This window comes from Thalassomonas sp. RHCl1 (assembly GCF_947387555.1).
Classification (GTDB): domain Bacteria; phylum Pseudomonadota; class Gammaproteobacteria; order Enterobacterales; family Alteromonadaceae; genus Thalassomonas.
Genome location: NZ_CANDNZ010000001.1, coordinates 626050 through 638809, shown reverse-complemented (window position 1 = coordinate 638809; position 12760 = coordinate 626050). Strand labels below are relative to the sequence as shown.

15 protein-coding genes and 1 tRNA gene are annotated in these 12760 nt (G+C 43.8%); 6 read left to right on the top strand and 10 right to left on the bottom strand.

All coding sequences use genetic code 11. The annotated features are described in order from the left end of the window. Positions 1–16: 16 nt before the first annotated feature. The 7 genes from hscB to trmJ form a co-directional block, all read right to left on the bottom strand. Entirely contained in the window at positions 17–544 is a 528-nt protein-coding gene (hscB, locus tag QL234_RS02970) for a co-chaperone HscB (RefSeq protein ID WP_281556358.1), read from the bottom strand. Positions 545–657: 113 nt separating this feature from the next. Beyond that, positions 658–981, bottom strand: coding sequence for an iron-sulfur cluster assembly protein IscA (gene iscA / locus QL234_RS02965; protein WP_044835370.1), 324 nt, complete (start codon positions 979–981; stop codon positions 658–660). 14 nt (positions 982–995) lie between these two features. Next, entirely contained in the window at positions 996–1379 is a 384-nt protein-coding gene (iscU, locus tag QL234_RS02960; RefSeq protein ID WP_044835369.1) for a Fe-S cluster assembly scaffold IscU, read from the bottom strand. Between the two features lie 19 nt (positions 1380–1398). Continuing rightward, positions 1399–2613 (bottom strand): IscS subfamily cysteine desulfurase, encoded by a 1215-nt coding sequence (locus QL234_RS02955; RefSeq protein WP_281556357.1) that lies wholly within the window; start codon positions 2611–2613, stop codon positions 1399–1401. Between the two features lie 36 nt (positions 2614–2649). Beyond that, complete coding sequence (iscR, locus tag QL234_RS02950; RefSeq protein ID WP_044835367.1) at positions 2650–3159, bottom strand: Fe-S cluster assembly transcriptional regulator IscR; 510 nt, start codon at positions 3157–3159, stop codon at positions 2650–2652. 190 nt (positions 3160–3349) lie between these two features. Next, on the bottom strand, positions 3350–4165 hold the full coding sequence (gene cysE / locus QL234_RS02945) for a serine O-acetyltransferase (protein ID WP_281556356.1): 816 nt from the start codon (positions 4163–4165) through the stop codon (positions 3350–3352). Positions 4166–4174: 9 nt separating this feature from the next. Further along, on the bottom strand, positions 4175–4963 hold the full coding sequence (gene trmJ / locus QL234_RS02940) for a tRNA (cytosine(32)/uridine(32)-2'-O)-methyltransferase TrmJ (RefSeq protein ID WP_281556355.1): 789 nt from the start codon (positions 4961–4963) through the stop codon (positions 4175–4177). A 343-nt stretch (positions 4964–5306) separates the two neighbouring features. On the opposite strand from trmJ, the gene suhB reads away from it, so the two are divergent. Next, positions 5307–6110, top strand: a complete 804-nt coding sequence (gene suhB / locus QL234_RS02935; RefSeq protein WP_281556354.1) for an inositol-1-monophosphatase — start codon at positions 5307–5309, stop codon at positions 6108–6110. Between the two features lie 101 nt (positions 6111–6211). Here suhB and QL234_RS02930 read toward each other — a convergent pair whose 3' ends face one another. Together QL234_RS02930 and QL234_RS02925 are read right to left on the bottom strand one after the other, a co-directional pair. Then, positions 6212–6820, bottom strand: coding sequence for a LysE family translocator (locus tag QL234_RS02930; RefSeq protein WP_281556353.1), 609 nt, complete (start codon positions 6818–6820; stop codon positions 6212–6214). Between the two features lie 103 nt (positions 6821–6923). Next, positions 6924–7856, bottom strand: coding sequence for a LysR family transcriptional regulator (locus tag QL234_RS02925; RefSeq protein ID WP_281556352.1), 933 nt, complete (start codon positions 7854–7856; stop codon positions 6924–6926). Positions 7857–8038: 182 nt separating this feature from the next. Here QL234_RS02925 and QL234_RS02920 point away from each other — a divergent pair, with 182 nt between their 5' ends. The 3 genes from QL234_RS02920 (at position 8039) to QL234_RS02910 (ending at position 10734) form a co-directional block, all read left to right on the top strand. Continuing rightward, complete coding sequence (locus QL234_RS02920) at positions 8039–8956, top strand: transporter substrate-binding domain-containing protein (protein ID WP_281556351.1); 918 nt, start codon at positions 8039–8041, stop codon at positions 8954–8956. Between the two features lie 278 nt (positions 8957–9234). Next, positions 9235–9945 carry a PEP-CTERM sorting domain-containing protein gene (locus QL234_RS02915; protein ID WP_281556350.1) on the top strand — a complete coding sequence of 237 codons (711 nt, stop codon included), beginning with the start codon at positions 9235–9237 and terminating at the stop codon, positions 9943–9945. A 279-nt stretch (positions 9946–10224) separates the two neighbouring features. Next, entirely contained in the window at positions 10225–10734 is a 510-nt protein-coding gene (locus QL234_RS02910; RefSeq protein ID WP_281556349.1) for a PEP-CTERM sorting domain-containing protein, read from the top strand. Between the two features lie 197 nt (positions 10735–10931). On the opposite strand, the gene QL234_RS02905 is transcribed toward QL234_RS02910, so the two are convergent. Beyond that, positions 10932–11007: transfer RNA gene (locus QL234_RS02905), tRNA-Phe, on the bottom strand. A gap of 293 nt (positions 11008–11300) precedes the next feature. On the opposite strand from QL234_RS02905, the gene QL234_RS02900 reads away from it, so the two are divergent. Both QL234_RS02900 and QL234_RS02895 read left to right on the top strand, forming a co-directional pair. Then, on the top strand, positions 11301–11840 hold the full coding sequence (locus tag QL234_RS02900; protein WP_281556348.1) for a cytochrome b: 540 nt from the start codon (positions 11301–11303) through the stop codon (positions 11838–11840). A 23-nt stretch (positions 11841–11863) separates the two neighbouring features. After that, positions 11864–12424 (top strand): YceI family protein, encoded by a 561-nt coding sequence (locus QL234_RS02895; RefSeq protein ID WP_281556347.1) that lies wholly within the window; start codon positions 11864–11866, stop codon positions 12422–12424. The last annotated feature ends 336 nt before the right edge of the window (positions 12425–12760 follow it).

Here is a 12760-nt window from a genome sequence, read left to right as displayed (position 1 = left end):
TAAGAAAAAGAAAAGTTTAATCTTCAAATATCTGCTCTTCGAGACGATCGAGCTCCAGATGAAGTTTCTGATAAAATTTTAATTTGCGCAGGTTATCACAGGCGAGTGTATCAGACTCGCTGTTATCTTGTGCCAGCTGCTGTTTCAACTGGTCAAACAACTGCTGATATTGGCTATTAAGCGTCTGCTCGGCATCGCTATAGGCGCTTTCGGGATCATCGGAGAATTTCACCTCGGCGATCAGTTCCCTCAGTTCCATTTGCTGCATTAAAAAGCCGGTATCGCGAAATGAACTCTGCTCCGAAGGCATTTCAGTACCGCGTATTTTCAGCAGATATTCAGCGCGTTGCAGGGGATTTTTTAAGATCTGATAGGCATCATTGATCATGGCTGACTTTTGTACCGCCATGGCCTGCTCCTGAGTGGAGGCATGGGCGAAACGATCCGGGTGAACCGACTTTTGTAGTGCCTGATATAATTCGCTGAGTTTAAGAGTATCGACCTCAAAACCGCTATCCAGGCCAAAAAGCTGAAAGTAATTCAAAACAACCCCGTGAATTCATATAAAAACGGCTTAAAGCCGCCTTTATACAACAAATATAAAACAAAGCTGCGCCGTCTCAAAAAGACAGCACAGCCGGCAGAACCAGGTATTAGCTAAACATTAAAGCTTTCACCGCAACCACATTCGCCTTTGGCATTCGGGTTGGTGAATTTAAAGCCTTCGTTTAAGCCTTCTTTAACAAAATCCAGCTCAATACCGTCAAGATAAACCAGGCTTTTACCGTCGATAATGACATTGACATCATCTATGGTAAACATCTGATCATCTTCATTAAGATCATCGACAAATTCGAGCACATAAGCCAGGCCCGAACAGCCGGTGGTTTTAATGCCCAAACGCAGACCCAGGCCTTTGCCCCGGTTTGCCAGAAAGCTTTTTACCCGTTCGGACGCCGCTGGCGTCATGGTAACTGACATGGTTAACTTCCGCCTTATTCGCCGTGCTTGCTACGATAATCTTCCAGAGCCGCTTTGATCGCATCTTCCGCCAGGATAGAGCAATGAATTTTTACCGGAGGTAAAGCTAACTCTTCGGCGATGGCGGTATTTTTAATTTCCGCGGCTTCGTCGACAGATTTACCTTTTACCCATTCGGTAACCAAAGAGCTAGAGGCGATGGCAGAGCCACAACCGTAAGTTTTAAACTTGGCATCTTCGATAATGCCGCTGTCAGATATTTTTAACTGTAATTTCATCACGTCACCACAAGCAGGCGCACCCACCATACCGGTAGCTACCTGAGGGTCGCTTTTATCCATCGAACCTACGTTGCGTGGATTTTCATAATGATCAATTACTTTTTCGCTATAAGCCATAATATTTCTCCTGAGTACTCTAGTGAGCCGCCCATTCAATAGAATCTAAATCAATACCGTCTTTGAACATTTCCCAAAGCGGTGACATATCACGCAGGTGGCCAATCGATTTTTGAATCAACTCGATGGCATAATCGACTTCTTCTTCCGTGGTGAAACGGCCAAAACTAAAGCGAATAGAGCTATGCGCCATTTCATCGTTTAAGCCCAGTGCACGTAACACATAAGAAGGCTCTAAACTGGCCGAGGTACAAGCTGAGCCTGAAGAAACCGCTAAATCTTTTAACGCCATAATTAATGACTCACCTTCAACAAAGTTGAAGCTGACATTTAAATTACCAGTATAACGTTTGTCTGGGTCGCCGTTAATAAAGACCTGCTCCATAGAGCTGATGCCTTTCCATAAACGGTCACGCATCGCGGTAACATGGGCAAAGTCTTGCTCCATTTCTTCCTTGGCGATTCTGAACGCTTCACCCATACCGACAATCTGATGGGTTGGCAAGGTGCCTGAACGCATACCGCGCTCGTGTCCGCCGCCGTGCATTTGCGCTTCTAAGCGGATACGCGGCTTACGGCGAACATATAAGGCGCCCATGCCTTTAGGACCATAAATTTTATGGGCGGAAAAGGACATTAAATCCACTTTCAGGTGCTGCAGATCAATCGGCAGTTTACCGGCACTTTGCGCGGCATCGACATGGAACACGATTTTACGGGCACGGCACATCTCACCGATCTCGGCAATATCCTGGATCACACCAATTTCATTGTTTACATGCATAATGCTCACTAAAACCGTGTCGTCACGCATGGCTTCACTAAGCTTGTTTAAATCAAGCAAGCCATTGCTTTCCGGATCCAGGTAAGTGACTTCAAATCCCTGACGCTCCATTTCACGACAGGTATCTAACACGGCTTTATGCTCGGTTTTACAGGTAATGATATGCTTACCTTTTTTACCGTAGAAGTTAGCCGCCCCTTTAATCGCCAGGTTATTGGATTCGGTTGCCCCGGAAGTAAAAACAATTTCACGCGGATCGGCATTGATCAAATCAGCAACCTGATTGCGGGCAATATCTACCGCTTCTTCCGCCTGCCAGCCAAACTTATGCGAGCGTGACGCCGGATTACCATAAATCCCGTCTGTGGTCAGATATTGCATCATTTTTTCTGCAACACGCTTATCTACCGGAGTAGTGGCTGAGTAATCAAAATAAATAGGAAGCTTCATGGGCTAACGTACTCCAACTTTTAATAGGCACCCTGGCTATTGCCAGTCGTGAATAATATTTCTGGTTGTGATCAATGTTTCTAACGAAGAGTTAGCAGCAGTTTTTTTATGCTCACTGTCTTGTCGTTTCGACACTGATTTCACATCTCTTTGCTCGATAAGTTCGGCTAAAGAAATGCTTTGTAAAAAATCTTCTATGCGCTGACTCAAGTCAGCCCATAAACTATGGGTTAAACACTGGCTGCCGCCCTGGCAATTTCCCTGTCCCAAACATTTAGTGGCATCAACACTTTCATCGACAGCACTGATAATGTGCGCTACGGCAATTTGCGCCGAACATTTTCCCAGACGGTATCCGCCGCCGGGACCTCTTACGCTGGTAACTAAACCACTTTTACGTAAGCGGGAGAATAATTGCTCCAGATACGACAGGGAGATCCCTTGCCGCTCGGAAATATCAGCTAAAGGCACCGGACCTGAAACCGCATGAATAGCCACGTCAAGCATTGCTGTTACGGCATAACGCCCTTTTGAAGTCAGTTTCATTGTCTGCCCTTTAATACTGCTTTTATTAAGGCTAAGGATAAATAGCCGCGCAATTTTACATAACCCAGTAAATTAGTCAAATAAATACCTGACTCTTTTACTCAAGTATTTTACATGAGGCCAGCTAAGTGTCAAACAATACCCGAGTAAAATACTCAGGTATTATAGAAGAGAATAACAGCAATTTCAGTTAAATCCCGGGATCAAATGACTCTACCGCTTGTTCACGCCGTTTGGCGGCGGCTTTCTCGTCTTCATCGAACTCGCCCACCCTAAGTTCAGGCAGGGCTTCGCCGCAAACATTACCACCCAAGTCATTAACTTCTTTACATAAAGAAATAACTTTATTGTCCATCAGGTGCATATGATCAAGCATTCTGCCTATGGCTTTTGCCACTGGATCCGGATTATTGGTTGATACCGCATAAGCATCAAAACCATATTTTTTCGCCACTTCGGCACGTTTTTCTTCACTGGGATCGGCGTTGCCATTGGTATCTTTAACCACGCGCCCCGGTATACCGACCACAGTAGCCCCTTCAGGAACATCTTTAACCACCACGGCATTTGAGCCGATACGGGCATTTTCACCGATATTCAGCGGCCCCAATACCTTGGCACCGGCACCGATAACCACATTATTACCTAAGGTCGGGTGACGTTTACCCGCTTTCCAGCTGGTGCCCCCTAAGGTCACGCCATGATACAGAGTGCAGTCGTCGCCAATTTCAGCGGTTTCACCAATAACTATGCCCATGCCGTGATCAATAAAAAATCGTTTTCCCAAGGTCGCCCCCGGATGTATTTCCACCCCGGTTAACCAGCGGACAAAGGTAGAAATACTTCTGGCGAGCCATTTGAAATTTTTCTTCCAGAAAAATTTTGCCAAACGGTGGCCCCAGATAGCATGCATGCCCGGGTAATTAGTCAGTACCTCAAATACAGTACGCGCTGCAGGATCACGATCAAAGACACTATTAATATCTTCTTTGATACGGCTAAACATAATAATTCCTTACTTATTTTCTTTGGCGGCACGTTCAACCGATGCCAACATGCCCCGTAACATTTTTACTTCTTTCATATCCGGACGCGCCCGGTTAAATAACCGGCGCAGCTTGGTCATTACCAGTCCCGGGTGACTGGGTACAATAAAACCGGTGGCCGTCAGTGCCTGTTCAAAGTGCTGGTATAAACGCTCGGTTTCTTCCACCACAGGGTAAACTTCATCATCTTCGCTGCTAGCACCGGCATAAGCTTGCTGCTCTTGCGCCAGGAAACTCATGCGTACTTCATAACTTAACGTTTGTACTGCCATCGCCAGGTTCAACGAGCTGTACTCTGGGTTTGCCGGAATTTGCACATGGAAATGACACAATTGCAATTCGTCATTGGTTAAACCGCTGCTCTCGCGACCAAAAACCAAAGCCACCGGATATTCATTCGCTTCACTGATAAGTTTTTCACCACAACCGCGAGGATCCAGCATAGGCCAGGGCAAAGTACGTGAACGGGCACTGGTACCGACTACCAGGCCGCAATCATTGATGGCTTCTTCCAAAGTACTGACAACTTTGGCATTGGCCAAGACATCGGTCGCACCAGCCGCCAGCGCCTGGGCCTGACCATTGGGCATTTCCAGAGGATCCACCAGGATCAACTGGGATAATCCCATGGTTTTCATTGCCCGGGCGGCAGAGCCGATATTCCGGCAATCTGATGTATTAACTAAAACAATGCGGACCTTATCTAATAAAGAACCTGATAAAGAGCCTGATAAAGAAGTTTCTTGGGTACCTGACATGATTGCTATTCTGGACGTCTAACTAAAAAAATGGCGGTAATTCTACCACAAAAGTTGCCGGCAATGCTGTTAAAAAAACACATCTTTGCATCATTTAGGCTATGGTTATTCAATCTTTAATAGTTTAATTATTTATAAGCAGGCAAAACCTGAAAATATTTAACCATTAATTCTCTTATATTCAGAGAGCTAAGTTAATGCTGGCGGACAAAGCAACAACTTAAACCGGCTAAAAAAGGTAAATAACTCGATCTGTCACTGTATCTTTGTTATACTGCGCGCCGCTTGATTTTCAGCGATGGTTTTCAAGCACGTTCTTTTACAAAATTAGGGTAGTCAAAATATGCATCCAATGCTTAATATTGCTGTGCGCGCTTCACGTGCCGCTGGCAAGGTAATTTCTCGTGCGTTTGAACAACACGATAAAGTTGAAGTCGAATTAAAAGGCACAAACGATGTAGTAACAAATGTTGATGTTGCTGCAGAACAGGCGATCATCGAGACAATTCGTAAGTCTTATCCGAAACACACGATTATCAGTGAAGAAGCTGGCGTGTTAAAAGGTGAAGATGATGACTACCAGTGGATCATCGACCCGCTTGATGGTACCACCAACTTTGTAAAAGGCATTCCTCATTTTGCCGTCTCTATTGCCTTAAAAGTAAAAGGTAAACTGGATCAGGCGGTTGTTTTTGATCCTATCCGCGGCGACTTATTTACTGCCAGCCGTGGTAAAGGCGCCCAGTTAAACGGCTTCCGTATCCGGGTAAAACAACCGAAAGAATTAACCGGTGCTATTTTAGCCACAGGTTTCCCGTTCAAGAAGAAGCAACATATCGATGCTTACTTTAATATCGTTAAGACCTTATTCGTTAAAACCTCGGATATGCGCCGCGCAGGTTCAGCCGCATTAGATTTGGCTTATGTTGCTTCCGGCCGGGTTGACGGTTTCTTTGAGATCGGTTTAAAACCTTGGGATACCGCAGCAGGTGAATTATTGGTGATTGAAGCCGGCGGCCTGGTGACTGATTTTACCGGTGGCCACAACCATATGCAGTCAGGCAATATCGTTGCCAGTAGCACCCGATTATTAAAAGAAATTTTAAAAGATATCAGACCTCACCTTGGGGAAAGCTTAAGCAAATAAGCTTCACTGATATAATGTCGCGGTTAGCTGCTTAACCGCGACAACTCCTCTTTTACACTTCCTTGTTACACTCTCTTATAACAGCTCCTTACTGCAATACCTTATAAAACAATCCGTGCCGCCACCAGTAAAAAGGCAACCCCGGTAATTTTCTCAACAACATTAACGTTATTTTTCAGCTTAGTCAGCAGCGCCGACTGGGACAGGATCAGGGCAATAAGCACATACCACAGGCCGTCTATGCCGCCGACGGTAGCCACCATGATGATCTTCTGCACCAGGTTGGCATTAACATCAATAAACTGGCTGAATAAAGCAAGAAAGAATATTGCCAGCTTAGGGTTTAAAAAAGCGATCATAAAGCCTTCATTGGCGCTTTGCATTTTTGTCACCCGAGTTTGCTGATAATCAAGCTTGGCGGATGATGAATTAGCCGTTAACGCTTTAATGGCCTGCCATACCAGATAAGCAGCGCCGGCATAACGGATCAATTCAAATAACCAGGGGGTCTGTTTGATAATAAGCGCCAGCCCCATCACAGTAAATACCGCATATAAAGCCACGCCGACACCGTGTGCGACTGCCGTGATCATGCCGTTTACCCGGCCACCAGATACGGTATGCTTTAATACCATCGCCAGGCTAGGCCCGGGAGACATGGCCCCCATTAAACAAATTGCGGCTAAAGAAAGCCAGGCAGTAAACTCCATTAAAATCCCCTTGTTGATGCTGTTGGCGGCGTATAAGTGTTACACCTGATAATTAATCACTAGTGTAATCCGCCCAAGCCATGAAATAAAATCAAAGTTTATCCTAGTTACCATGAAGTAATTTCATACCCTGTGCTTTGGTTTTTAACAGATGGTTTTTCAACAGCGGATAACATAATTCCCGAAACCACTTATGCTCGGGATCCTGATGATGCCTGGCATGCCATAACAAATAATACTGGTGAGCTTTACTTTCAAACGGCAAAGCCGCCAGCTGTAAATCGTAAAGGCCGACGAAATCGGCGGCAATATGCAAAGGTATAGTCAACACAGTATCTGTGGTAAGCAGCAATTCAATCGCCGACTGAAAGAAAGGCACCTTGGCATATATTTTTCTTTGTTTGCCCAGGGCAAGTAACGCCAAATCAACCGGACTATCCTTATCCCCTCCCCCGGTGATGATGATATGCCTGGCAGCCACATAATCATCAAGCGTGGTTAATTTATTTTTACCGGCATAACTTCGGCTCATCAACATCACCAGGCTGTCTTCCGCCATTTTTTTCCCGTATAGATTTTCCGGAATGGTTTCGGTAATGGTGGAAACCAAATCAAGCGGACGCTGCGATAACTGGCTTAACCAGTCCTTTTGCCATAACTGGTATTCAACCGAAGCATTAGGAGCCTGTGATGCCAGGGTTTTAAAAATACCGGGCAGGATAAACTGGGCGACATAATCACTGGAAGCCAGTGAGAAATTACGCTGGCATTGGGCAAAGTCCATCACTGCCGGCCGATAAAGTTCATCGAGTTGTTGCAGTAATAACGGTAATTGCTGCTTAAGCTCTTCCCCCCGCCTGGTCAGCACAAACTGATTTGCTTCCCGGATCAGGATATTGTCATGAAAAGCCAAGCGGATCTGACTTAAGGTTTTACTCATGGCCGACTGAGTCACATGTAAGGCTTTTGCCGACTCGGTCAGGTTCCGGGTTTGCAACAAAGAAATTAATGCCGGTAATAATTTGTAGTTATTCAAGGCTTTGCACCAGAGTAATAAAGATATCCTGCATCTTAACTTATCCACTTTCCCCCTGCAAAAACGATACAGGGTAAATAACCGCAATGCCGGAAAACGGCTGGTGTAGATTATTTATTTTAATTCTTTGTCCTTTTTCTTTACTATGATATCAAGATAACTTAGCTAAGCAGGTTCTCTATTTGTCATTAATTCCTCTGTTATTGATTATTACCCTAGTGCTTGGCACATCTCAATTTGCAGTTTTGGCAGAGGAAAACCTCCCTCCGCCACTTGTCAGCTATGTTGAAGACGGCGCAGTGGTCAATATCACGGGAGAAATAACAACCGACGGTTACCGCTTTAACGCCCGGTCAAAGAAAACGGTTCATTTAGCCACTTTACAATGGCCCCCCTATATAGGGGAGAACCTGTGCAACAAAGGCTGGGTATTTCAGTACGCCGTGGCTTTACTGGTGCAAAAAGGTTATCAGGTCAATGTCCACTTTTATCCCTGGGCGCGGGCGGTCAGGCTGGTTGAGCTTGGCGCCATGGATATTTTATTTCCCGAATATTTTATTGAAAACAACGCACCCTCAGACAATATCAAAGGCACAAGCAGGCGAGATCTGCTTGAGCTCAGCAAACCATATCCGGGCGGCGAAATCAGCTTTTTAAAACGTAAGGCTGAACAAGACAAGTTCCAGGGTAAATTAAAAAACCTGATCGGCGAAAAAATAGGCGTAGTAAGGGGTTATCAAAATACCCCTGAATTCGACGCCATGATGGATGCCGGCTTATTCGATATTATTGAAACCGTCGATGATTTGCAGTTAATGAAAATGCTGGCCGCCAAACGGGTGAACCTGATCATAGGCGACCCTTTAGTCTTGCGTCACACGATAAAACACTCAAGCTTATCCCAACAGGACAAAGAGCTGATTTTACAGAAAACCACCAATGTCTTACCTTCACTGCAATACAACCACCTTTATTTTGCCGTCAGTAAAAAAGCAGAAAACTGGCAACAACTCCTGGTTGACTTAAATCTGGGGATAACAGCATTTGAACAATCAGGTGAAACCAGCCGTATCATTAGCAACGGTAGCCATTGTTTTTAAAAAGACTCTGCTAAACACACCGGTAAAACTGAAGTTTTTTTGATCGAAAACAGATAATCTAACTCTCAAAGTGGTAGAATAACCACCGAAATCAGAGCAGAAATCAACCGACAAAAATTTGACTTACCATTAACATCTAATTTCTTCATTAGCGGTAACCCTCCAACTTATTCTCTATATAAGCTTTAAGACCGAAGCCTAGAGCAAATTCGACTTGTCGGTATGAGTATTGCTTAACAAGCTAACTGTTTATCAATTGTAAAAGTAAGGACCAATTCATGAAAATAAAATGTTTACCTTTTGCCACAGCGGCAAAAACAGCAGTAGCAGCAACAGTTTTATCCATGTGTAGTATGGTTAACCTGGCACAGGCAGGTATCATCAATACCAACAACGATAGCTTCATTGATGAAAGCACAAATTTAGAATGGCTGGATTTTAATATAACGACCAGCCAATCATACAACGAGGTGCTTGAAAACCTAAACAGTGGTGGCATTTATGAAGGCTGGCGATTGCCCACTACCGAAGAGGTCACCAGCTTATTTCATAATGCTTTTTTGGATATTGCCGATAGCTGGAAAGAAAGACCAAGCAGTACAGTGTCCAGCATACAGGGAAAGGCAATAAACAATCAAAATATTGACGGCTTGTTAGCCGAATCCAATTTCCAGCAAGTATTTGCCGCTATGGGGCTATCGGAAATTAATGAAGGTACTGAAAAAAATGTAACCCAAGCCCTGTACGAAGATATTTCCGGCAACCTCGGTTATTTTCAGTTTTTAGATTATAAAACAACAGAAAATGTCGACTACGCGACTCTTTCATGGGGATGGGGAACCAGCACAGACAAGCATAGAACCTTAGGTGGTAACGATCTTAGCACTATGCTGGTTCGTGGGGCATCAGAAGTACCGGAACCTTCAACCCTTGCAATTTTCGCGCTGGGAGTTATGGGATTAGGCTTACGTCGATTTAAGAAAAACTAACCCGCCAATAACCTTTCTTTTATCAAAACTAAGAATCAAAGCAGTGGTTCCTTTACTGCTTTGGTCTTCGTTCTCTCCAATATTTAGTTATCATCAATTATTTTAAATCTCCTTTAAAGGAGTTATTTATGAAGAACATTAACAGGTCTGTTTTAGGGCTGGCAAAAGCCGCCCTCACAACAACAGCGATATCCGCCTGTAGTATGTTCAGCAGCAATCATCAGCCAGGATTACATTAATGCCGGGGACACTTTATTAACCCAAGATACCATTAGCGGTATGGAATGGTTAGACGTTTCCGTATTCACAAATTGGAATTTAAGCTCTGTCACTTCTTCCAACATTTATACCCGGGATGGCTTTCACTTGGCAACCTATGATGAAGTATTTGAATTATTTCTCAATGCCGGCATCGGCTATATTTTTGACCGCACTGGTAACCTGGATCATGGAGAAACAGCTGATGGCGAAGTTTATGAAAGTAGAGTAGCCCTTAGAGATCTTTATGAGAAATTAAGCGGCGGGCCGGAGAACTTTGGAGGCAACGGCGACACTTTTATCAATGGCGTACTAGCCTATGATGATAACGATGGAAAAATGAATTTAGCATCATTAAGTGCGGATAAACAACAAACACTGATCAACAGCAGCAGCGACGCATGGGGTCCCCCGGGGAGTTATTCTTATATCGGCGCCTGGTATGTCAGGGAGATGAGCCAAGTACCAACACCAGCTACGCTGGGGATGTTTGCCTTAGGTTTAATGGCTTTTATGCCTACGGCATTATAAAAAACATGAATCATTTAAGCATAATGAATGAGCGCCTGTTATCGATTCAGAGGCTTATTCAACCCAAGTAAAAAAAACCGCTTCTCAATTGTTAAGTAAAAATCAGTGATTATTACCTGACTATAAGTCCCAAACTTTCAAAGAATAGAAACAAAAAAGCCTGCAATTTCTTGCAGGCTTTTTTGTTTTCTTAAATATGGTGCCCAGACCCGGAATCGAACCAGGGACACGAGGATTTTCAATCCTCTGCTCTACCGACTGAGCTATCTGGGCACAAATCCAACAACTTTAATACTTGAGGCCTAAGCCTTAAGTCGTTGAAAGTGCGCGTATGATATAGGTATTCTTTTCCTCCCGCAAGCCATTTTTATTATTTTTTTACGATTTGATTTTTACTATTTTTCCCTGACAAAAGACGTTTAACTTTTAAACAAAGCGAGATAAATTAATAACCAGCCCAAACAATCATTCAATTATTTAGAACGTTTTGTATGAATTATTATGCTTTTATTCGATTTTGTTATCAGTATTATAACCAGCAGATATTTCAAGACGAATGAAAAGTCATGTACAAGAATACAACTCAAGGTTACGGCCGAATAACAAAACTTTTTCACTGGCTCTCGGCTATCGTGATTTTTGCATTATTTGGCCTGGGTTTCTGGATGGTTGACTTAACTTATTACAGTGAGTGGTACAGAACTGCCCCCCACTGGCATAAAAGTGTTGGGATTTTATTGTTTGTCGCCACCGTTTTACGACTGGTATGGCGGAAATTCAATGTAAAACCCGATGCCATAGACACCCATTCGGCTGTAGTACGTAAAAGCGCCCATATTGCCCATTTTATGCTTTATGGTTTGCTCCTGGTGTTGATGTGCAGCGGTTATCTAATTTCTACCGCCGATGGCAGAGCCATTAGCGTATTTAACTGGATTGATGTGCCTGCTTTAGGAGAATTGTTTAGTAATCAGGAAGATATTTCAGGTCTTGTCCATGAATATGTGGCTTACATCTTAATATCAACAGCTGTATTACATGCACTTGCAGCAATTAAACATCATGTAATTGACAAAGATGCGACGTTAACGCGCATGTTTAAATAATTTTACTTTTTGGAGAATATTCAATGAAAAAACGTTTAATCTCGGCTGCTATTTTAGCTGCCAGCCTGGTAACTTCAGCCAACGCTGCTGATTATGTTGTTGACGATAAAGGCGCACATGCGGCAATCAACTTCAAAGTAAAACACTTAGGCTACAGCTGGTTAACCGGCCGTTTCAATGTTTTCGACGGCAAGTTTTCATACGATGAAAAAAATATCGAAGCATCAAAAATTTCTATCAACATCGATCCTAACAGCATCGATTCAAACCACGCAGAGCGTGACAAGCACCTGCGCTCAGGTGACTTCTTAGATGTCAGCAAGTTCAAAACGGCAAAATTTGAAAGCACCAAAATTGTCGATAAAGGCAATGGCAAACTGGCTATTACCGGTGACTTCACCATGCACGGTGTGACTAAATCAATCGTGATCGATGCTGAAAAAATCGGCGCCGGTGATGATCCTTGGGGCGGCTACCGCGCAGGTTTCAGCGGTACAACTAAAATCGCCATGAAAGATTTTGGCTTTAAAATGGACTTCGGTGATGTTTTATTAGACCTTCACGTTGAAGGCATTCGCCAGTAAAACTCGCTCGCTATTCATCTCTTTTTCCGCCAGCTACGTCGATTTGACCTAGCTGGTTTTTTTTATGCCTCAGGAAAAGCCTGTTCAGGCAGATAAGCTTGAATAAAGAGGTAACTTAGTAAAGGATGGTTGAAGGACACAGAGCCGATAAATTACAACTCGAAATCACTAAAGTCCATATCATTTTCAATTGCCAGTTGATTGTCCTGAGCCGTTTGCTTTTCCCCGCTTTTCTCATCAGCTTTATTTTCGCTGTTATCCATCTCTTGCTCAGGCTTATTGCAATTAAGGCCTGAACTCTCAAAACCAGCGTTATCCGGGGGATCGAGTAAGGAA

Bases quoted from the DNA above. Each gene is read 5' to 3' on its own strand.
- QL234_RS02955 (WP_281556357.1), bottom strand. From the start codon at position 2,613: ATGAAGCTTCCTATTTATTTTGATTACTCAGCCACTACTCCGGTAGAT.
- iscU (WP_044835369.1), bottom strand. From the start codon at position 1,379: ATGGCTTATAGCGAAAAAGTAATTGATCATTATGAAAATCCACGCAAC.
- iscR (WP_044835367.1), bottom strand. From the start codon at position 3,159: ATGAAACTGACTTCAAAAGGGCGTTATGCCGTAACAGCAATGCTTGAC.
- iscA (WP_044835370.1), bottom strand. From the start codon at position 981: ATGTCAGTTACCATGACGCCAGCGGCGTCCGAACGGGTAAAAAGCTTT.
- QL234_RS02910 (WP_281556349.1), top strand. From the start codon at position 10,225: ATGGAATGGTTAGACGTTTCCGTATTCACAAATTGGAATTTAAGCTCT.
- trmJ (WP_281556355.1), bottom strand. From the start codon at position 4,963: ATGTCAGGTACCCAAGAAACTTCTTTATCAGGCTCTTTATCAGGTTCT.
- suhB (WP_281556354.1), top strand. From the start codon at position 5,307: ATGCATCCAATGCTTAATATTGCTGTGCGCGCTTCACGTGCCGCTGGC.
- cysE (WP_281556356.1), bottom strand. From the start codon at position 4,165: ATGTTTAGCCGTATCAAAGAAGATATTAATAGTGTCTTTGATCGTGAT.
- QL234_RS02895 (WP_281556347.1), top strand. From the start codon at position 11,864: ATGAAAAAACGTTTAATCTCGGCTGCTATTTTAGCTGCCAGCCTGGTA.
- QL234_RS02930 (WP_281556353.1), bottom strand. From the start codon at position 6,820: ATGGAGTTTACTGCCTGGCTTTCTTTAGCCGCAATTTGTTTAATGGGG.
- QL234_RS02915 (WP_281556350.1), top strand. From the start codon at position 9,235: ATGAAAATAAAATGTTTACCTTTTGCCACAGCGGCAAAAACAGCAGTA.
- QL234_RS02900 (WP_281556348.1), top strand. From the start codon at position 11,301: ATGTACAAGAATACAACTCAAGGTTACGGCCGAATAACAAAACTTTTT.